Source organism: Rothia sp. HMSC072B04 (genome assembly GCF_001813725.1).
GTDB lineage: Bacteria > Actinomycetota > Actinomycetes > Actinomycetales > Micrococcaceae > Rothia > Rothia mucilaginosa.
Genome location: NZ_KV813803.1, coordinates 519,849 through 539,833, shown reverse-complemented (window position 1 = coordinate 539,833; position 19,985 = coordinate 519,849). Strand labels below are relative to the sequence as shown.

Annotated in this window: 14 protein-coding genes; 2 read left to right on the top strand and 12 right to left on the bottom strand. The window is 60.6% G+C overall.

The features are described 5' to 3' along the window. Positions 1-10 precede the first annotated feature (10 nt). The 11 genes from HMPREF2928_RS06470 to HMPREF2928_RS06415 all read right to left on the bottom strand — a co-directional run bounded on the left by HMPREF2928_RS06470 (position 11) and on the right by HMPREF2928_RS06415 (position 16,111). On the bottom strand, positions 11-3,064 hold the full coding sequence (locus HMPREF2928_RS06470; RefSeq protein WP_070687800.1) for a DEAD/DEAH box helicase: 3,054 nt from the start codon (positions 3,062-3,064) through the stop codon (positions 11-13). 287 nt (positions 3,065-3,351) lie between these two features. Beyond that, on the bottom strand, positions 3,352-4,233 hold the full coding sequence (gene tatC, locus HMPREF2928_RS06465) for a twin-arginine translocase subunit TatC (RefSeq protein ID WP_005508665.1): 882 nt from the start codon (positions 4,231-4,233) through the stop codon (positions 3,352-3,354). A 133-nt stretch (positions 4,234-4,366) separates the two neighbouring features. Next, positions 4,367-4,612, bottom strand: coding sequence for a Sec-independent protein translocase subunit TatA (gene tatA, locus HMPREF2928_RS06460; RefSeq protein ID WP_005506024.1), 246 nt, complete (start codon positions 4,610-4,612; stop codon positions 4,367-4,369). A 437-nt stretch (positions 4,613-5,049) separates the two neighbouring features. Beyond that, positions 5,050-7,314, bottom strand: a complete 2,265-nt coding sequence (locus HMPREF2928_RS06450) for a helix-turn-helix transcriptional regulator (protein WP_070687797.1) — start codon at positions 7,312-7,314, stop codon at positions 5,050-5,052. 170 nt (positions 7,315-7,484) lie between these two features. Further along, positions 7,485-7,880, bottom strand: coding sequence for an FKBP-type peptidyl-prolyl cis-trans isomerase (locus HMPREF2928_RS06445; RefSeq protein WP_005508667.1), 396 nt, complete (start codon positions 7,878-7,880; stop codon positions 7,485-7,487). 95 nt (positions 7,881-7,975) lie between these two features. Further along, on the bottom strand, positions 7,976-9,031 hold the full coding sequence (locus HMPREF2928_RS06440) for an FKBP-type peptidyl-prolyl cis-trans isomerase (protein WP_070687794.1): 1,056 nt from the start codon (positions 9,029-9,031) through the stop codon (positions 7,976-7,978). 220 nt (positions 9,032-9,251) lie between these two features. Then, a complete protein-coding gene (pafA, locus tag HMPREF2928_RS06435) occupies positions 9,252-10,724 on the bottom strand; it encodes a Pup--protein ligase (protein WP_070687792.1) in 1,473 nt (490 codons plus the stop codon). A 29-nt stretch (positions 10,725-10,753) separates the two neighbouring features. Next, the gene (locus HMPREF2928_RS06430) at positions 10,754-10,948 is read right to left on the bottom strand and encodes a ubiquitin-like protein Pup (RefSeq protein WP_005506016.1); all 195 of its coding nucleotides are present in this window, start codon (positions 10,946-10,948) and stop codon (positions 10,754-10,756) included. Between the two features lie 190 nt (positions 10,949-11,138). After that, complete coding sequence (gene dop / locus HMPREF2928_RS06425; protein WP_070687789.1) at positions 11,139-12,950, bottom strand: depupylase/deamidase Dop; 1,812 nt, start codon at positions 12,948-12,950, stop codon at positions 11,139-11,141. A 113-nt stretch (positions 12,951-13,063) separates the two neighbouring features. Further along, positions 13,064-14,890 carry a proteasome ATPase gene (arc, locus tag HMPREF2928_RS06420; RefSeq protein WP_070687787.1) on the bottom strand — a complete coding sequence of 609 codons (1,827 nt, stop codon included), beginning with the start codon at positions 14,888-14,890 and terminating at the stop codon, positions 13,064-13,066. A 144-nt stretch (positions 14,891-15,034) separates the two neighbouring features. After that, entirely contained in the window at positions 15,035-16,111 is a 1,077-nt protein-coding gene (locus HMPREF2928_RS06415) for a tRNA (adenine-N1)-methyltransferase (RefSeq protein WP_049360461.1), read from the bottom strand. 275 nt (positions 16,112-16,386) lie between these two features. Between HMPREF2928_RS06415 and HMPREF2928_RS09155 the strand changes: the two genes are divergently transcribed. Then, a complete protein-coding gene (locus HMPREF2928_RS09155; protein WP_168165535.1) occupies positions 16,387-16,536 on the top strand; it encodes a hypothetical protein in 150 nt (49 codons plus the stop codon). Positions 16,537-16,732: 196 nt separating this feature from the next. Beyond that, positions 16,733-19,753, top strand: a complete 3,021-nt coding sequence (locus tag HMPREF2928_RS06410; protein WP_168165534.1) for a type ISP restriction/modification enzyme — start codon at positions 16,733-16,735, stop codon at positions 19,751-19,753. Positions 19,754-19,861: 108 nt separating this feature from the next. On the opposite strand, the gene HMPREF2928_RS09295 is transcribed toward HMPREF2928_RS06410, so the two are convergent. Then, entirely contained in the window at positions 19,862-19,984 is a 123-nt protein-coding gene (locus tag HMPREF2928_RS09295; RefSeq protein WP_256370607.1) for a hypothetical protein, read from the bottom strand. Position 19,985: the final 1 nt, after the last annotated feature.

The window sequence follows — 19,985 nt, the reverse complement described above, 5'->3', positions numbered from 1 at the left end:
ACGGTGCGGGTTAGACGTCGAGTGCGACTACGCCGCGGCGTACCGCCTCGATTGCTTCTTCACAGCGGGCGCGGATGACCGGGTCCAGTGAACGGATGTGCGCGATCTGGTCCAGGGCGTCCAGTACCTGCTTTGCCCAGCGTACGAAGTCGCCGGCGGCAAGGCCGGTGTCCTCGATTGCCTTTGCGAGGTGTGCGCCGTTCGCCCAGGCGTACATGGGTTCGACCAGACCGAAGTCGCATGCGGGGGTCGGGTTGACCTTGAACTGTTCCTCGGCTGCGTTCAGGTCGGCGAGGCGCTGCGTAATCGTCGCGATGGGTGCGCGCAGGGAGGGGTGCGGGTAGTGCGCCAGGTATTCCACGGCGTCGCGCTTGCCCTGGTAGGTTAGTGCGGCGACGGTTGCCGCGATGGCGGCGGGTTCCAGGCCGTCGAGGAAGTGCGCGTCTAGGCACAGGGCGGTCAGTAGGTCGCGCTCGCCGTAGATGCGGCGCAGAGCCTGGCCGCCGGTGGTTAGCGACAGTTCGTTATCCTCGGTGCGTTCGACGTAGCCGTAGCTCTCCAGCAGACGCGCAATGCGGTTGAAGACCTGCGCGATAGTGTTGGTGCGGCGGGCAATCTGACGGCGCAACCCTTCAGTCTCAGAGTTGAGCTTCTGCCAGCGCTCAGCCCAACGCATGTGGTTCGCGCGGTCGGAGCAGCCGTGGCACGGATGGTTACGCAACTGAGCCTGCAGCGCCTCCAGCTGCGCGTCAATACTGTTCTGACGAGCAGGGATGTTCTGCTGTGCGAGCGCACGCGGGGCACGTCCGTCGTAGAGTGCCTGGCGCATGCGGCTTGCGGTGTCGCGGCGTTCCTTGGCGGTTTTGAGGCTTAGGCGCTTGGGGATTTTGATGCGTGAGACCGGTTCGACGGCGCCTTCGAAATCTCGGGTTGAGGCGGTGCGCTGGTGCGCGTCCTCGGTGACGATGCCGATGCGCGGGTCGGCGTGCGAATCGGAGCGGGTGATGACGACTGCGTAGCCGCGGGAGCGGCCGTGCGGAATGTAGATGATGTCGCCGGGCAGTAGCTGCTGGATGCTGTGGTGTGCCTGCGCGCGTGCGTGGCGTTCGTTGCTCTTGGATGCCTTCTTTTCCAGTTCGGTGATTTGGCGGCTGAGCTGGACGTATTCGGTGAAGTCGCCCAGGTGGCATGCCATTGCTTCGCGGTAGCCTTCTAGGGCGCTTTCGTTTTTGCGTACGCGGGAGGCGACGCCGACGACCGATTTGTCTGCCTGGAACTGTGCGAAGGAGGATTCCAGGATTTTGCGGGTGCGTTCGGCGCCGTAGGAGGCGATGAGGTTTGCCGCCATGTTGTAGGTGGGGCGGAATGAGGAGTTCAGCGGGTAGGTGCGGGTTGAGGCGAGGGTTGCCACGTGTTCTGGGGACATGCCGGGGCGCCACATGACGACGGCGTGGCCTTCGATGTCGATGCCGCGGCGGCCTGCGCGTCCGGTTAGCTGGGTGTACTCGCCGGGGGTGATGTCCACGTGGGATTCGCCGTTGTACTTGGTGAGCTTTTCCAGGATGACGGTGCGGGCGGGCATGTTGATGCCCAGTGCGAGGGTTTCGGTGGCGAAGACCAGCTTGATGAGGCCCTGGGCGAAGAGGGTTTCGACGACCTCCTTGAATAGGGGTAGTAGGCCGGCGTGGTGCGCGGCGATACCGCGAATCAGGCCGTCACGCCATTCGTAGTAGCCGAGGGTGTTCAGGTCGCGGGTGTCCAGGTGAGCGGTTGCTTCCGCAATGTAGGCGCGGATGGTCTGCTGCTGTTCGGGGGTGGTCAGCGTAATATCGGCGGATACGCAGTGGCTGACTGCGCTGTCGCAACCGGCACGGGAGAAGATAAAGCAGATTGCGGGCAGCAGGCCCTGTTTGTCGAGGGCGCGCACCATCTCCGGGCGGGTGATACGCTGCGGACGCAGAGGCTTCTGCTCACCGCGCGCATCAAACTCCCGGTCGTTGCTGAAACGGTCACGACGGTCCGAGCGGCCGCGCTCGCCGCTGCTGAACGTCTCATTCAGCCAGCCTTCACGGCGGTGACGGAAACGTTCACGCTTGCCGCCGTAACGGCCACGGCCCGGTGCGGAACGGAAGCCGGGGCGTAGCGCCTTCAGCTGCGGGTTCAGGCGCAGACCAGCAAGCAGAGGGTTAGCGCCCGCCTCCACGGTTGCGCCGCGCTGCTTAGCTTTCTGTGCCTTCTTCGCCTGCTTGCGGGAGAGTTTCTCCTCCGGCTCCTGGTTCTTGCCCTGGGTGTGGTTCTTACCCTGCGCGGAGTTGTCTTCGGGTACGAACAGGTCCACCACGCGGTGACCGACCATCATGTGCTGCCACAGGGGCACCGGACGGTGCTCAGAAACGATAATGTCCGTGCCGCCGCGCACCGTATCCAGCCACGCGCCGAACTCCTCAACGTTCGACACCGTAGCAGACAGGGAAATGACGTTCACGTGCTCGGGAAGGTGAATAATCGCCTCTTCCCACACCGCGCCACGGAAACGGTCCGCCAGGTAGTGCACCTCATCCATGACCACATAGCCCAGGCCGGTCAGCGTGGTCGAGTTGGCGTAGAGCATGTTGCGCAACACCTCGGTGGTCATCACGACCACGGGTGCTTCCGTGTTAATGCTCGTATCGCCGGTGAGCAGACCCACGTAATCCTCACCATACGCGCGCACAAAGTCGTGGTACTTCTGGTTGCTCAGCGCCTTAATGGGGGTCGTGTAGAACGCCTTCATGCCGCGGCGCAGCGCCAGGTAGATACCGAACTCACCCACAATGGTCTTACCGGCACCCGTAGGCGCGGCAACGAGGACGGAGCGGTCCGCCTCCACGGCGGCACACGCCTGACGCTGAAAATCATCCAGCGGAAAATCAAGGGACGCCTCAAAAGCCCCGAGGGCAGTCTTCGCGTATGCGGCGCGCTCTCGGGATGCGGCGTAGGCGGCAGCGTAGTCGGTGCCGGTCTGCTCGTTAGAAGCGTCAGAAGTGTGTGCGTCAGAAGTGTGCTGTGCGTGGTGCTTGCTCATAGTATGTCCAGTGTAACGGTTCACCCGCCGCGAGCCTTCCGAAAGCATCCTGCACGGGCACTAATCAGGTATGGGCGAACAGCGAGCGCACTCGGCACGGTATAAAGCTCCCTATGGAACTCGCTATGGAGGGGGCGTGCGAGCCGGCGTTGGAAGCTTTTCCCGGCATGCGAATCTGTGCACGCTAATCTGGACATGCGACTAATCCGGGTATGCGAAAGGGGCGGGGTACAGGTTCTCTGTACCCCGCCCCTTTCGGTTAGGTTGCTCAAAGCGAGCTATTCAATTTAGGAAGTCTTCTCGTCTTCGAAGTAACCCATCTTCGCCAGGTCTTCGGCGCTGGTTGCGGTGTTCAGGCTTGCTTCGTCTGCACCCTGCGCCAGCTTTGCGAGCTTGCGGTCGCGGCGCTTGTCGTTAATCATGCAGATGAGGATTGCTGCGAAGAAGAAAATCAGCAGCGGCGCCATGAGCACGAACATCATCATGATGTCGCTACCGGGTGCAGTCAGCGCTGCGATAACTGCAACGAGCACAACAACCCAGCGCCAAGACTTCAGGATGGTCTTACCGCGAATCAGGCCCAGCATGTTAATGCCGACCAGAATCACGGGGATGATGAAGGCGCAAGAGAACGTCACAACGAACTTCAGGATGAAGGAGATGTACACGCCCGCGTCAATGTAGTTACTTTCGTTGACGGGGGTGAACTTCAGCAGCGCGTAGACCACGCCGGGGAGGGTGAAGTACGAAATAGCGACACCGCAGGCAAACGCGAAAATAGATGCGGTGAGGAAGCCGAAGAGATACTTCTTCTCCTTGGTGTGCAGCGCCGGCAGCAGGAATCGCAGCGCCTGGTAGAGCCAGACGGGAGAGGCGATCACCAAGCCGATGTACATACCGACCTTCAGCAGCTGGTCGAAAGGAGATGCGACGCTACCGTAGTTCAGGTTTGCGTTGCGGCCGGTTTCTGCGTTGATCTGCTGCAGGGGCGCAGAGATCATTTCGATGAAAGGCTGGTAGAGGAAGACCGTACCGATGATGGCTGCGATGATGGTTGCGATAGCCGCTTTGATGAGGCGGTCGCGGAATTCGCGCAGGTGTTCCTTGAGTTCCATGCGTGCTTCAGGATTGATTTTGCGGTTGCGCACGTCCTGGTCAGGTGTTGCCACGTGGTGTCCTCTGGGTGTCGGTGCCGTGTGTGATTCGGCTGAGGGGGTCTGGTGGGGTGTTTATGGGGTGGTGCCGCAAAACCCGTGCCGGCCGGTGGGCTGGCACGGGTTTGGTGCGTCGGTGGCGGGACCGTTACTTGGTTTCGGTCTTGCCGTCCTTGCCGTTGTCTACGACCTCAGCGGTGACGACCTCTTCGCCGTCCTTCTCGCGGGGGTCCTTCTTGGAGTCGTTCTTCAGGCCCTCAACTTCGGTCTTGAAGATGCGCATGGACTGGCCGAGGCTGCGTGCCATGCCGGGCAGCTTGGGTGCGCCGAAGAGCAGGACGATGAGGAGGATAACGACGATGATGGTCGCGGGGTGGCTGAAAATCTGGCCCATGGTGGTGTGCCTTTCTGTTAGAGCAGGTCTCCGATGTTTTGAGGTTGGCCGAGTCGATCTCGTCGGGAGACCCGTCGCTTGATCCGCTCAGACCTGCGTGTCTGCTTACCTTGTTCGTAGTTATTGTATGCCTCGGTGATGGGTGTGAATACCCCGAGGGTGGTGTCTCGCGGGAGTTTTCGGCTTGCGTTCGCTTGCGCTGCGTCGAATTGTCCCTCGATTGACTCGACCCAGGTTACGGTTTCGTCAAGGAGTGTGAAACCGCGAGTGAGTGCTTTGTAGGTGAACCATGCCAAATAGAGGAGCGAGCAGATGATGAGCGCGCCCCATAGCAAAATCCAGAACCACCAAGACATGAGCACCATTATACAAGTTTTAGGTTAATGTTTTGGCCCCTTAGATGGGTTTTTAGGGCGTTTTTGCTAGTGGGTGAAGTTCTATTTTTCTGCGGGCACACCTGCAGGCGCACCCCTGCGGCTGCTGGCTTTGAGGGTCTGCAACTGGTCAAGCAGCGCCGCGCGTAGGTGCGCAGGACCGACCAGTTCGAGGGCACCTCGGTGCGCAATGACGGTGTCGAGAATGTTCTTATCGCCGGCACCGTGGGCGTTGTTGTAGTAGTGGATGCGCACGTACTGGGTGCGTGAAGCCTTCTTCACGTGGTGGGTGCTTCGGCGCATGTATATTGCGGTGAGAGTATCGAGCGGCTCACCGCTGGGAATATGCTCGGTCGGGTGAATACGCAACTCAGCGAACGGGTTGGTCTGAGTGTTGTGCTGCTGCGCGTGCCAATGCGGGACGGTGTCACCGGTGACCGGGTGGGTACGACCTGCGCCCGCCTCGTGAATGTGGTTGATGCGGGTGAGGCGGAAGTTACGCCAGAAGTTGGGTTCCTTCTCCCCCGCCTTGCTGTCGGCAGTCTCGCTGTTGGCAGTCTCGCCGGTGGCTGTGTGAGCAAAAGCCTCGGGTACATACTCGGGTACCTCTTCACCGCGTGCCGCATAGTAGCGTTCCTCAGCGGTACGGCACCACGCATGCAGGTACATGTGGTCGCGGTGCAACACCAACGCATACGGGTCCACCAGACGATCAGCGGCACGCTCAGAGGTACCGTAACCAATGGTCACGGCATTGCCGCTACTCAGGGCGGCAGTCGCCTCCTGCAGTAGGGGCTCCTCCGGGGCGAAGCACAGGTGCTGCGCATAGACGGGCGCGTTCGGGTAGGCGACGGCGAGCGCCGCACGGATACTGCCCAGACGCGCATCCGCCGGGTGCAGAATATCTGCGGCAGAGAGGGTAAAGACGAGAATGGCGAGCTCAGTGTCGGTAAGGCGCGCGTAGTTCAGCAACGTGCTCGGGGTGGCGCCCTCAAAATCCGGCAGCAGGTTAATGTAGGTGGGCTTGAGAGCGTCCGGGTCCTTGGGCTCAGATTCGAAGGGAACGGTGTCTACCTGCGCGAAAATCTCGGCAATAGTTTTGCCGAGGGCACGGTTCTTCTCGGTGTCTACGCTGTAGAGGGCGTTGAGCTGATTCAACGGCATGGGCGCCTCATCGTGGGCGCTCGCCCAGCGGTCGGCACGGTGCAGACCCAGGAGCAGGTCAACAAGGTCGTCGAGGGAGTTGTTGCGGTTGCGCTGGTTGATATCCGCCCAGGTGCCGGGGTCTTCAACTGCGCCGCTGTGCAGGTCGGTGAGGGTGCGCAACAGCTGCTGCTGGGCGGCGTAGCTGTCACGCTGGCGGGTAGAGGCAGCCTCCGATTCCTCGGGAGGCTCAATCACGCAGCTGTAGCTGGTCGCCGCCACGGCGCTATCAATCGTGCCGTACGAGGGCACGGTGAAGGGATCCGACAGCGTGGAATCGGCGCTGACCTCCACGACGGACAGGTACTCTTCGTAGCCCTTAATGTCTTCAAGCCAGTTCTTGGCGTTAAACGTCGCATTGATGGGGGTCGAATCAATACGCGAAAGCATCGTGAGCTTCTGAATACGGCTGGCACGGAACGTGTACTCCTTACGCTCCGAGCTCTCAGTGTAGTAGCCGACAAAATACCAGGTGCCGTAACGGTACCCAATACCGGCAACACTGACCTTCTCCTGCACGCGGGTCGCACCGGCAGCCGTCTGATAGGTGAACGTGACCGTCTTACGCTCCGCATAGGCGGTGAACAGCTCATTCAGGTGCGGGTTATCGCTAAAGTAAATACGCTGAAGAGGCTCGCGGTAGGTGTACAGGTTCTTCGCGCGCTGACGCTTGCCGGTCTTCGGCTCCAGAATCTTCGCGGCGGCGAGCGCCTCATCGGTGAGGTTCTCGCTGGTCAGCGCAATCTTACGCAGAATGCGGTAGGCGTCATCCTGCAGCTCGGTGCCTTCCCAGCCGCGCAGGATGGTGTTGATGAGGCGGAACTCCTCGGCGGTGGGGTTCCAGGCGGGCAGCTGCGCGGCGTTGCTGGGTTCGAGGCGGTAGCGCTCCCCCAGGTCCGTGGTCACGTGGGTGATGCGCGCGCCGGCATCACGCAGGGTCTGCTTGGCTCGTTCAAAGGCGCGTTCCTGGGCCTCGCTGAGGGAGCCGTTAGCGCGCGTGCTAATGCCGAGCAGGGTCAGTAGCTCGTTGCGGCTGATGCCCTGGGTTCGGGTTGCGGCATCGGGTGCCTCGGCGGCGGTGGCGAGGCGGTGAAGAGTCATGTAAAGCTGAGCTGCGGTGGACATAATTCCATCATACCGTGTGTGTTCCGCGGCACTTACTCAGCGTACGGGTACGCAAAAGCCCAGTACAAAAAAGCCCGGCGCCCCTCCCACAAACGGGAGAAAGCACCGGGCTGCGCGTCTCTGCGCGTCTTACGTGAGAAGCGCGAAAAACGCGAGAACCTGGCTAATCCTTAGCGGACGTCCAGCAGGTCCACCACGAAAATTAGGGACTCGCCGGGCTTAATGACCGAACCAGCGCCGCGGTCACCGTACGCCATGTCGGCGGGAATCTCCAGACGACGACGGCCGCCGACCTTCATGCCGAGCAGACCCTCATCCCAACCGCGGATAACCTGGCCAACGCCCACCTGGAACGGCAGCGGCTCGCCGCGGTTCCAGGACGCGTCAAACTCTTCACCGGTGGAGAATGCCACACCAACGTAGTGGGTGAGCACGCGGGAGCCGGGAACAACCTCAGCGCCAGCACCCTCGATCAGGTCGGTGATGACCAGCTCGGTGGGGGCGTCGCCCTCGGGGAAATCGATTTCGGGCTTTTCGCGGTCGAGGTTACGCTGACCGAAAGACATGGGTGTCTCCTTTGATTGGTTCGAAATACATCGAAATAGTGGGTGCGCCCGCCGCCTACGTCATATAAGCGGCGAGCGCGAAATAAAAATGTGGGCTACTGCGCGGTAGCCGAAGCGGTAGCCGCCGGGGTTGCGGTCGCAGAAGCGGTTGCCGAGGCGCTCGCCTCCGCAGCAGCTGCGCTAGAAGCCGCCTGGGCACGCTGCAGGGTCTGCGGGTTCTCCTCCGCACCCAGAATATCAACCACGAACACGAGGGAGCCGGAAGGCTTGGAACCGCCGGTGTCGTTACCGTACGCCAAATCCGCCGGGATGACTAGCTCAACGCGGGAGCCGACCTTCTTGCCCTTCAGACCCTGAGTCCAGCCCTTGATAACGCCCTGCAGGGAGAGGCCCATCGGGGTGGAAGCGTCATAGTTGCCGTCGAAGACCTTACCGTCGGAGTACTGCACGCCAATGTAACGCACGTACACGGTATCGGTTTCCTTGACCTCGGCGCCCTCGCCCTCAATGAGGTTCTTCGAGACGAGCTCAGTGTATTCCTGCTTGGTGTCGGGCAGCTTAATATCAGCCTTGCCGGTGGACTCATCCAGAGTGAAGGACGGCAGCGACGGGTCAGCCTCAACAGCCTTACCGGTTGCGTACTTGGGCAGCTTCGTCTTCACGGTGTACACCTCAACGTTAGTTGCGGCACCGGGCGAAGCGGTCGTAGTGGTCACGCCCGCGGTGCTACGCTGCTGCAGAACGTTGGTGGTGTACGAGAAAGAACCGCCAACCTTAATCTTCTTCAGGGTTTCGTACACCTGCGGTGCAGCCTGCTTCAGCTGATCGTTAATCGGCAGCAGAATCGGCTCGCTGGAGTAAGTGGAACCGTTAAGCTTGCCGTCGGTGCCGTTGAACACGGCAGCCTCAACGAGCACGTAGTCACCATCGTTGATGGAGTCGCCGTTACCTTCCTCAATCACGTATGCGGAGGGGCTAGAAGCGGCGAAGGGAGTCGCGAAGGACGCCTCAGGCGCAGCGGTCGCGTTCTTCAAGGTGTACTGCACCTTGGACAAATCGCCATTGCTGGACTGTGCGCCACATGCGGACAGTGCGAGCGCGAGAGCTGCCGCGCTGGCACCGAAAATAGTGAGCTTAGAGCGTTTGGTCATAGTGTTATCCTCTGGGGTTTTCTGTGAGAGTGGGGCGTGTGAGTGCCCGTGTGCCACAGAACAGTTTACAGGTATAGGTTTAGCTGTTTTATGCTACGGCACGTAGCTGTGTTCAGGCTGTGTCGCGGCGCGGGGTGCGCCGAGAAACTTTGGGGTGCGAACTTTGGGCGGGAACACGCTGTGCCGTAACGGTGGTGATCTGATGTTTTAGCAGGGTCGTTTAGCAGGGCGGCGGGAATGCCGCCTCCTGATGCTGACGCGCCTTAGACGCCAGCAGGCTCAGCACGTCCTCCAGCTCCTCGCTGCCGGTAGCAAACGGGTCCTTACACACCAGCGTGTGCTGCGGGTATGCGTTGAGCTTCAAGTGCACCCAATCCACGGTGAACTGCTCCCCCGCCGCAACCGCCGCATTAATGAAACGCGAACGCTGCAGAGCGCGAGTGTTCGGCGGCTGAGTCTTCGCCGCCTCCGCAGCACCCTCGGGCAGGATGCGCTTGACCGCACCGCGACGAACCAGCGCGTGGAAGACGCTACGCTCCGGGTCGATGTCGTGGTACGCCAAATCCAGCTGACGGATGCGGGCGCTCGCATAATCGGCAGGCTGACCAGCCGCGCGGGCGCGGGCAATATACGCATCCAGAAGCTTCTTCTTAATAGCCCAGTCAATCTCAGTGTCGATGCTGCTGTAGTCGCCGGACTCGATAGCGTCCAGGGTGCGTTGCCACAGGTCCAGGGCGTATTCCACGTGGTGGTGGTGCGCGCCGTACTGCTGCACGTACTGGCGTGCCGCATCCAGGTAGTGACGCTGAACGCTCAACGCCGTGTAGTGCTTACCGTCCGTGGTTTCGAAGGTTGCAGTGCCGGTCAAATCGTGGCTGATAGCGCGCAGAGCCGCCGGAACAGACACAATATCCAGGCTCGTGACCGGGAAGCGGTCCTCCAGCATGCGCAGCACCAGGTCGGTGCTGGCAATCTTCAGCAGGGTCGTCGGCTCCGCCATGTTCGAATCACCATTAATGACGTGCATGCGGCGGAACTTCGAAGCGTCCGCGTGCGGCTCGTCGCGGGTGTTAATGAGCGGGCGAGCGCGCGAGGTTGAGGTGGATGCCGCCTCCCAAATATGGTCGGCACGCTGCGAGAACGAATACGAGGGCACACCCGTGCAGGACGCCGGGTCGGTCGAACCGGGCACCGGGCCACCGTTCGGGTGGGTCTTACCGGCACCAACCAGAATCTGGCGGGTCACCAGGAACGGCACGAGCTGCTTAATCAGGTCGTTGAACTGCAATTTGCGGCTGATCAGGTAGTTCTCGTGGCTGCCGTAGGAGTTGCCCGCCGAATCCACGTTGTTCTTGAACAGGTACAGTTCACCGTCGAGGGGGCGGCCCTCCGCGCCTGCGAGCAGGCGCTTGCGGGCGGTACGCGCCAGATCAGCGAAAAGCAGCTCACCGGCGCGTTCCTGCGCGAGTAGTTCGTCAATGTTGCCGCATTCGGCGGAGGCGTACTCGGGGTGCGAACCCACGTCAAGGTAGAGCCTACCGCCGTTGGGCAGGAAGACGTTCGTTGAACGCCACTGATCCAGGACGGGCTTGAAAAGGGTGGCGGCGGACTCTTCGATGCTCAGCCGACCGAGCCCGTGCGGGACGTAGCTGAGCCCGAATTCGCTTTCAATGCCGAAAATACGGTGTTCCATGATGCTGACCCGGCGCGCAGGTGCGCCGGTTACTCGCCGCCCTTCTGGACGAAGCCGGTGACGAAGTCTTCAGCGTTCTCAGCGAGCAGGCCGTCAATTTCGTCGAGCAGGTCGTCGACCTCGCTCACGTCAGAGACAACGTGGGAGGCGGCGAGGGTCAGTTCCTGCTCCTGCTCGGCTGCGGTGGTTTCGGTCTGCTGTGCGCTGATGCGTTCGCGGCTCATGGTTCTCTCCTCAAGGGGTTTTCGGTTGTGGACAAATAAGTTTTTAGTGGGGTTGGGTGCGGGGTATAAGGGTTTTGGTACCCGGACCTTACTGCACCCCGCCTGTGGGTTATGTGGTTTTTACTCTTCTGAATGGGGGTATTCGCCCCGGGGAAGAATGTGAGTTTATGTGGGTTTAGGGGGTGTGCTGCTAGCGCAGGCGGTTCAGCAACGCATCCGAATGGTTTACCTCATCCAGCAGCGGCTCCACCTGGGCGGCACCGTAGCGGGTCGGCTCCATCATCGTAAAACGAGTCAGATCCTTCGAATACCTGCCGCGGCACGAGACCGTATCCCAGTTAATACCCAGAATCTCCTCCGGCCAACGCGCCATCAACGTGCCACGTAAAAACGCGCGCGTCTCACGCGGCGGCTCGGTCGTCGCACGCTCAATCTGCTCCGCAGAGAACAGCGTGCGCATACGGCCACGCGCCACCAGACGGTGATACAGGCTCTTCGACGGGTCAATATCAGCGTACTGCAAATCCAAAGCCTTCAACTTCGGATTCGCATAATCTACGCCCTGAGCGACATAACCGCGCACCAGCGCATACTTCGCCACCCAATCCAGACGATCCGCCAGCGAGAGCGGGTTGGTTTCCAGGGCATCCAGAACCTCACCCCACAGGTTGAGGATCTGCGCGGTCGCAGCATCCACACCCGCCGGGTTCGACTCCTCGTGCGCACGGGAGGCCTCATAGTAGGCGCGCTGAATCTGCAGGGCGCTCGCCGAACCGCTCGTGGACACCGGGTTCGGCAGGGTCGCCGAGGAAGGCGCCAGCAGCAGCTGAACCGACAGCGACAGGTCGTGGCTGACCGCGTGCATCGCCGCCACCGGATCAGACAGGCGCACCCCCGGCAGCACCGGGTGCTGCTCGCTGTGCGACTCAATCAGGTTCATCACCAGCGCCGCCGTACCAAACTTCAACAGGTTCGAATAGTGCGAGAGGTTCGCGTCCGCCGGAATCACGTGCAGGCGGCGGTACTTCGACTCATCCGCATGCGGCTCGTCGCGCGTATTCACAATCGGGCGGCGAATCGTAGTTTCCAAACCAATCGTGCGCTCAAAGAAATCAGCGCGCGAACTAATCTGAAAACCCGGAACCTCACCGTGCGTACCAATACCCACACGGCCCGCACCCGTAAAAATTGCGCGGGTCGCAAAGAACGGCAGGAGTGCATCCGCAACCTGCTCAAACGGAACGTCACGGCTAATCAGGTAGTTCTCGTGGGCGCCGTACGACTGGCCCTTCGAGTCGGTGTTGTTCTTGTACAGCTTCACCTGCGGCAAATCCTGCGCGTGGTTGCCCAGCTCAACCAGCGACTCGTACGCCAGCGCGTCACCGGCAGCGTCATAGAGCACCGCATCGGCGGGGGTCAGAACCTCCGGCGAGGAATACTCCGGATGCGCATGATCCACATACAGGCGCGCACCATTGGGCAGAATCGCGTTCATGGTCACGCGGTCCCAGTCCAGACGCTCCGGGAAACCACCGCGGCCGTGCACACCGGCGAGCGCATCCAGGGCGCTACGCGGCTCGGCGGGCTCACCCGGTGCCTGAACGCCCGCCTCGCGCATAATCTCCAGGGCGATATCTTCGCTGGTCAGCTCGGTGCGGGTGTGCGTCATCTGGCTCGAGTGGGCGGTGGAGGCGTCCTGAACCTGACCGAACGCATCACGCAACGGCGACTCGGACTCACCCAGCCACTGACCCTCGGGGGTTGCGGTCGAGTAGTTCTCTGCCTGGCGTGCCTGCTCGGCGGTCAGCTCATCCGCCAGGGCGCGGCGCTGCAGCTGCTCGCGGAATGCGGCGCCGCGGCGGAACGCCAACTTGGCGTAGGTGTTGACCACTAGTGCGGACAGCACGGTCGGGTTGGTGCCCGGCGCGGAGGGGGCGATGACGCCGTACTCGGTTTCGGCACCCATAATGCGGTGCACGCCGTAGCTGGGGGTGGAGTTCATGGGGTTCTCCTGAAAAGTTCTATACCATCTAAAGGCTTTGGACCTGCGGTAATGCTGGGTTGATGCGGGATAAGCGCTCGTTGGGCACCGCCCGGCTCATGGGGGCGCGCGGTTTAGCGCGGCGGCTCCACCGACACCAGGCGGCCACGCACACCGGCAACGGTGAGCGCATCCTCAATATCGGGCAGCGGCGGCAAGTCCACCTGATCCTCAAACTCGGCGCGCACCGCCTCCAGCAGATGGCGGGTACCAATACCCACACTCGAGGCGTCCGCACCGGCGGTCAGCGCCTGCAGCTGCTCCTTAATCGCGGCCTTCTTCGCGCGGTCCACAATATTGCGAATCACCGCACCCGAAGCGAAATCGCCACGGTACAGCGTGTGAGTGGACAGGTTCGCGCTCGCACCAGAACCAACGACCATGGAAGAATCCACGGTCGCCACAGCGTACGCCGTGGAGGGGGTGCGCGCGTACAGCTGACCTGCCGCCGCCGCAATCATCGCGGTCAGGGCGGCGCGGGTCGAACCGGCGGCTGCCACCTCCGTAGCGTCCAGGGGCAGGTCCTCGGTCAGGTACAGACCGAAAATCTCTGCCGCACCGGCGGCATCCGGGCGGTTAATGCGAATCTTCAGGTCGAGTCGGCCCGGGCGCATCACCGCGGCATCAATCAGGTCTTCACGGTTGGTCGCACCAATAACGATGACGTTCTGCAGCGACTCCACACCGTCAATTTCGGCCAGTAGCTGCGGCACGATGGTCGTCTCAATATCGGAAGAACGACCCGAACCGCGCATACGGAACAGCGACTCCATCTCGTCAAAGAACACGACAACCGGGTGGCCCGCCTCCGCCTTCTCACGGGCGGCAACAAAAATATCGCGAATCTGGCGCTCCGTCTCACCAACGAACTTATCGAGCAGCTCGGGGCCCTTAATGTTCAAGAAGTAGCCGCGAGTAGCCGAACCCGGGTTCAGCGCAGCCGCACGAGCCGCCAGGGAGTTCGCCACAGCCTTAGCAATCATGGTCTTACCGTTACCGGGAGGACCGTACAGCAGAATACCCTTGGGCGGCGCCAGGTGGTAGCGCTCAAAAATCTCGGGGTGCAGGTACGGCAGCTCCACCGCGTCGCGGATCTGCTCAATCTGCGCGCCCAGGCCACCAATCTGCTCGTAGGTGACGTCCGGAATCTCTTCCAGAACCAGCTCCTGCGAACGGGAGGCAGGAACCTGCGAGGTCAGCATACGGGTGCGCGTGTCGAGGGTGACCGCGTCACCGGTGCGCAGCTGCTCAATGTCGAGGGAACCAGCCACACGCGCCACCTGCTGAGCACCCGAGGACGTATCAACCAGCACGCGCTGCTCATCCAGCACCTCACGCACGGTCACCACGTCACCGAAGGGTTCGGTGTCCAGGGCGAGCACCGCCTCCGTCTTGTCGTTGAGCAGCACGGTCATGCCGGGGGTCAGCGTCGACAGGTCAATGAGCGGGGACACGGGAATACGCATCATGCGGCCGCTCACCTGAACATCCAGGTACGTATCAATCTCGGCGGGGGTCTTATCATCAGCGACCTGCTCGTAGGTCATGGTCTGACCCTCATGCACCGCCAGCACAATCGCCGAATTCAGCGGCGGCATAACATTCTGCGACAGGGACGCGCGCAGACGCTCCACCTGGTAGCGCATGCTGGTGATTGCCTCAACGAGCTTGCGGTTCTTCTCCCCCGCACCACGAATCTGTCGGCTCATATTGTCGCGGGTTGCCTCCGCCGCGGAGAGTCGACGCAGCACGGCATCATACTCCTGCGCGCTGACGGGCTGACTGCCGGGCAGGGAGGTCGACCCGAAAGCAGCCGAGTAGTGCGGTGCCGCGCTGGCTGCACTGTGGGCGGTGCCGTACTGGGGGGTTCCTGCCTGATCTGCAGATTCGTGGGTGGACACGGTAGCTCCTTTAGCTGTTCGTCCTAATCGGCGGCTACTCGGTGCGGGTACTGGGTGGGTATCGGGCACAGCGAGTAGCCTGGTGAGTGCACTGCGGGGGCTCCAGGCAACGCCCGTGCCCCCGCAGGTCAAAGGTGGTTCAAATTATTCGGCGGATTCAGTCGCCTCAGCTGCTGCGCTGTCGTTCTGCGCGGTACCGTTCTGTTCCAGCGCAATCTCGTTCGCGCGTGCGGCGTGAGCGGCAAGGTTCTTCGCATCGCGGGCTGCGCGGCGAATCTTCTTATCGGTCACCTCACGCTCACCCACGTTCATGGGAATCCACGCGTTCATATCCTCTTCAGAGAAGTCAGTCTTGGACGCGCGACGCTTCGGCGCCAAGCGTACCGCACCGTCAGCGAGGCGACGAGCCACGACCAGGAACGCGGTGTGCGCCACCATGCGGTGGTCGGGGCGGACCGCCAGGCCCTCCACGTGCCAGCCACGCACAATGGTTTCGTCGCATTCGGGCTCGGTGAAGCGGCCATCCAGGCGCATGCCCTCAACCAGGCGGGACATCTGGGTCACGGTCGCAACGTAGCAGATGAGCACGCCGCCGGGTGCGAGCGCCTCCGCTACAGCGTCCAGGCATTCCCAGGGTGCGAGCATGTCGAGTACGACGCGGTCGACGCTGCCGGGCTCTTCGACCTGCGGCAGGGTGTCCTGCAGGTCGCCGATGCTCAGCTTCCACGCCGGGTGCGGGCCACCGAACATGGTTTCAATGTTGCCGCGGGCGACGTCTGCGAACTCTTCACGACGTTCGAAGGAGTGCACGCAACCGTAGTCGCCGACTGCACGCAGCAGCGCGATGGACAGTGCGCCGGAGCCGACGCCGGCCTCGACGACGCGTGCGCCGGGGAAGATGTCTGCCTTGACGATGATCTGGGCGGCGTCCTTGGGGTAGACGACGGCTGCGCCGCGCGGCATGGAGAGCACGAAGTCCTTGTAGAGGGGGCGCAGCGCCTGGTAGAGAATGCCGTGAGTGTTGGGGATGACGGTGCCTTCGGGTGCGCCGATGAGGTCGTCGTGCTTGAGGAAGCCCTTGTGGGAGTGGTATTCGCCGCCTTCGGCGAGGGTGATGGTGGTGATGCGGCCGCGTTCGTCAGTGATTTGGACGCGCTCGCCGGGGCGGAAGGGGCCGCGGCGGTTGATTGCGCCGGTGGGGGTGGGGGTGCCGCTGCTCACGGGGTGATTCTCCTCGGGTTTGGATCAGTCTGTGCTGTTCGCGCTTTGCGGCGAACTCTGGACGGAAAAAGTCCTTTTCTATTTTAGCGGAGTCTGCAAATCGGCTGTGGCGCATTACCCCGCGGGCGTGATAATGCGGCAGCACGGATAGAGTGATGACCACTGAGCAGTTAGGGGTACTTATTTTTGGTTAGACTTGAGTGGAGTCCGTGGAAATCCTCTGCGGGCAGAAACACCTTAGTGCCCACGAATTATGGGGCAAAGGAAAGAGTATTGTGACTGATTTCAACTCACTGATTGCCGAGTTTGGCAGGCAGGTGCGGGAGAATCTGCGCGTTGGGGAAGGTGAACCGGAGGCTCAGCTGACGAACCCTGTCGCAGGACTTTGGCGCTTTGCATTCGATGAAGGTTGTGACCGTCCGTGAAACCTCGCTGAAAACAGCGGGGGGGGGTCTAGTTTCTGAGGGTCTGGTGCGCCCTGATTACGCCATCATGGTCGATGGTGTTTTAACCGGTTACGTGGAGCTCAAAGCTCCAGGTAAGAACATTGACCCCGCTTCTTTCACTAAGAAGAGCCACGAGTATAAACAGTGGCAACGTCTGCGGAACCTTCCAAACCTTTTGTACACCAATGGCACCGAGTGGCGTCTGTACCGTTATGGTGAGCCGGTGCTGACGAGCACCGGGTATGACGCGGTGCATATGCATGGTTCTTTCAGCGGCCGTGGCACGCTGAGCGCACCGGATGCTCTCGCGACGTTCTTCCTCAACTTTTTGCGTTGGGTCCCCGCTCCGATTAAGAGCGCTGGACAGTTGGTGGAAACTCTCGCTCCCCTTGCTGCTTTGCTCCGTGAAGAGATGCTTTTGGGCCTTGCTGCGCAGGAAAAGACCTATAAAGCGGATCAGGCGAAAGCTAAGAAGAAGGGCGAAGAGGATTTTGTGATTCCTCCCCCGCTGGTGGGTCTGCGTAAGGATTGGCGCGATACCCTCGCCCCGAGTACCAGTAATGAAGAGTTTGCCGATAGCTTTGCACAGACGGTTGTGTTTTCGCTGGTGGTTGCCCTCTCGGAGGGGCACGACCTAAGTCTTGAGACATTCTCGACTATGGCGGGTCGTTTGCGTTCTCAGCACGGTCTGCTGGGTAATGCGTTGGGTCTGCTCACCGAGCACCTGGATGAGAAAAGCTCTCTGTATAACGCATTGGCCGTGATTGTGCGTGTCATGGGCGCTGCATCCTGGGCTGATATTTCTTGCGGCAAGTCGGATGTTTATCTGCACCTCTACGAGCACTTCCTGAAGGTCTATAACCCGGCGCAGCGTAAGAAGACCGGTAGCTACTACACCCCAGTTGAAGTGGTGAACCAGATGGTGCGCCTGGTGGATGACGCTCTGCGCACCTACCTGGGCAAGGAGCACGGTCTGGCGAGTGAGGGTGTGTCCGTGATTGACCCGGCGATGGGTACTGGCACCTATCCGCTGTCGGTTATGCATAAAGTGGCAAGTGCGGAAAGCCTCTCTCCTGCTGCGCGCACTCGTGCTCTGAATCGTCTGGCAAAGAACCTGTACGGCTTTGAGCTGCAGTCGGGTCCTTTCTCTGTGGCTGAGCTGCGCCTGAACCAGACTCTTAAGGAGCTGGGTGCTGATATTCCTGATGACGGTCTGAATCTCTATGTAGCGGATACTCTGAGCGACCCCTACGCTAAGCAGAGGCCGGTGAACGGTAATACTCTGCGTCTGCTTTCTCAGCTGTCGAATAAGGCAACTAGGGTGAAGCGCGAAGTGCCTATTCAGGTGTGCATTGGCAACCCGCCCTATAAGGTTCGAGCGGATAAAATGGGCGGTTGGGTTAATTTTGGACCCCGTTCCAAAGATGATTCGTCCTCGATTATGGAAGATTTCCGGGCACCTTCACTGGGTAGAAAAAAGCATGTTTTGAACAACTTGTATGTCTACTTCTGGCGTTGGGCTTTCTGGAAGGTCTTTGAGGATTCTTTCCGTACTTTGGAGGGTCAGTCCGATAGTGCTCAGCGTGCGGGTGTAGTCTGCTTTATTACTGCATCTGGGTATCTGCGGGGACCAGGATTCAAGATTATGCGTGAGTATATTCGCCGTTCCTCGAGTCGTGGCTGGATTATTAACGTGAGCCCCGAGGGCAAGCGACCGCCGGCGAAGAACGCTGTCTTTGCTATTGAGACTCCGGTGTCTATTGCTCTGTTCTTGCGTGAAGAAAATACCGATGAGGAAACTCCTGCGGATATTCGCTACGTTGCCCTGCACGGTACCTTTACGGAGAAAATGCAGGCTCTTGCCACTCTCGATTTGGAGGGCGCAGAGTTTGAACCGGTGCGCTCCGGTTGGGAAGATAAATTTGTTCCCGAAGCGGAGGGTGACTGGGATAGTTATCCTGAGCTGGAGGATCTTTACGCTGAATTTTATCCTGGAGTCAAGCCCAATAGGACCTGGGTCTATGCTCCCTCAGAAAGTGTTCTTCAGGAACGCTGGGCTGAGCTGATTGAAGGTACCGATTTGAAGGTACGAGCGGAACGTTTCAAAGAAACGGACAGTATCGGAATTGCAAGGGGTAAAGACCCCCTCTCAGGTGTAGATACTTTTCAGGGTAGTAAGGAAAGCCTGAACGACCAAATTGCTCGTGAGCTTATCCCAGATGCGCCGAATATTGTGCCGGTAGGGTACCGCTCCTTTGACCGGCAGTATATTTTGGCTGATTCTCGTTTACTCCATCGTGCTTCTCCGGATTTGTGGGAACATCGAGTTCCCGAGCAGATTTTTATTGTGGAACAGAACGCACACTACCCTAAGGCGGGCCCCGGGCTATACTTTAGCTCCCTCATTCCTGATATGGATGCGTTTAAGGGTAGCGAAGGAGGCCGTGCTCACCCGGTACTGAATGTCAGCGGCACCCCTAACCTCACTGAACCTGCCGCGCAGATGCTACGTGAGCGCTTCGGTGATAATGCCCCCGGCGACCTCGTCTACTACCTGGCAGCACTCACCGGTCACCCCGGCTATGTGCGCACCTTTGACGAGCCGCTCCAGCAGGCGGGTATTCGCGTGCCCCTCACCGCCGACCCGGAGCTCTGGGAACGCGCTGTTCAGCTCGGCAAGCAGGTTGTATGGTTGCACACCTACGGTGAGCGCGGTGAACCGCTACCGGGTATGGAGCGCCTGCACCAGCTTCCCGAAGGTGCAGACTACACCCTGCCGTACTCCATCCAGGATATGGGTAAGACGATGCCGGAGAAGAAGCCTAGCTTCTCCCCCGACCCGGTAAACGGTAGCCTTTCTGAGGAGCAGGATATCCCGGTTACGGGTACGGTTTCCTTCGGTCAGGCACGTTGCGAGAACGTGGAGAAACACGTCTTCGACTACACCATCGGTGGCAATCAGGTACTGGGTCTGTGGGCTAAGTATCGCCTCAAGAAGCCGATTGTTCGTCGGAGCTCACCGCTAGATGAAATCGTTCAGCGCGAATGGCCGGACGCCTGGAGCGAAGAGTACGAGCGTCTGCTCTACACTCTCACGCACTTGGTGCATCTGGAACCCGCTCAGGAGAAGCTCCTTGATGAGGTTCTCACCGGTGAACAGATTTTCCGTGAGGAATTTGTAGACACCGAAGACTAGCCGCTCAATAGCTGCCAGTATCAGGTTCTACAACCGGTTAAACGCAAGGGGTGGGTGACCCTGGAGTTATTCCAGAGTCACCCACCCCTTTTGTTGTTCTCAGAAGCCCTACGCTTCCTTCTGTGCCTCGTACGCGCGCACCTCAGCTAACGTCTCTGCGGCGAGCGCATCGACTGTCTCACGGTCATACGGGCGAAAAGCGTACAGCTCCTCCACGACCGACGAAGCCATC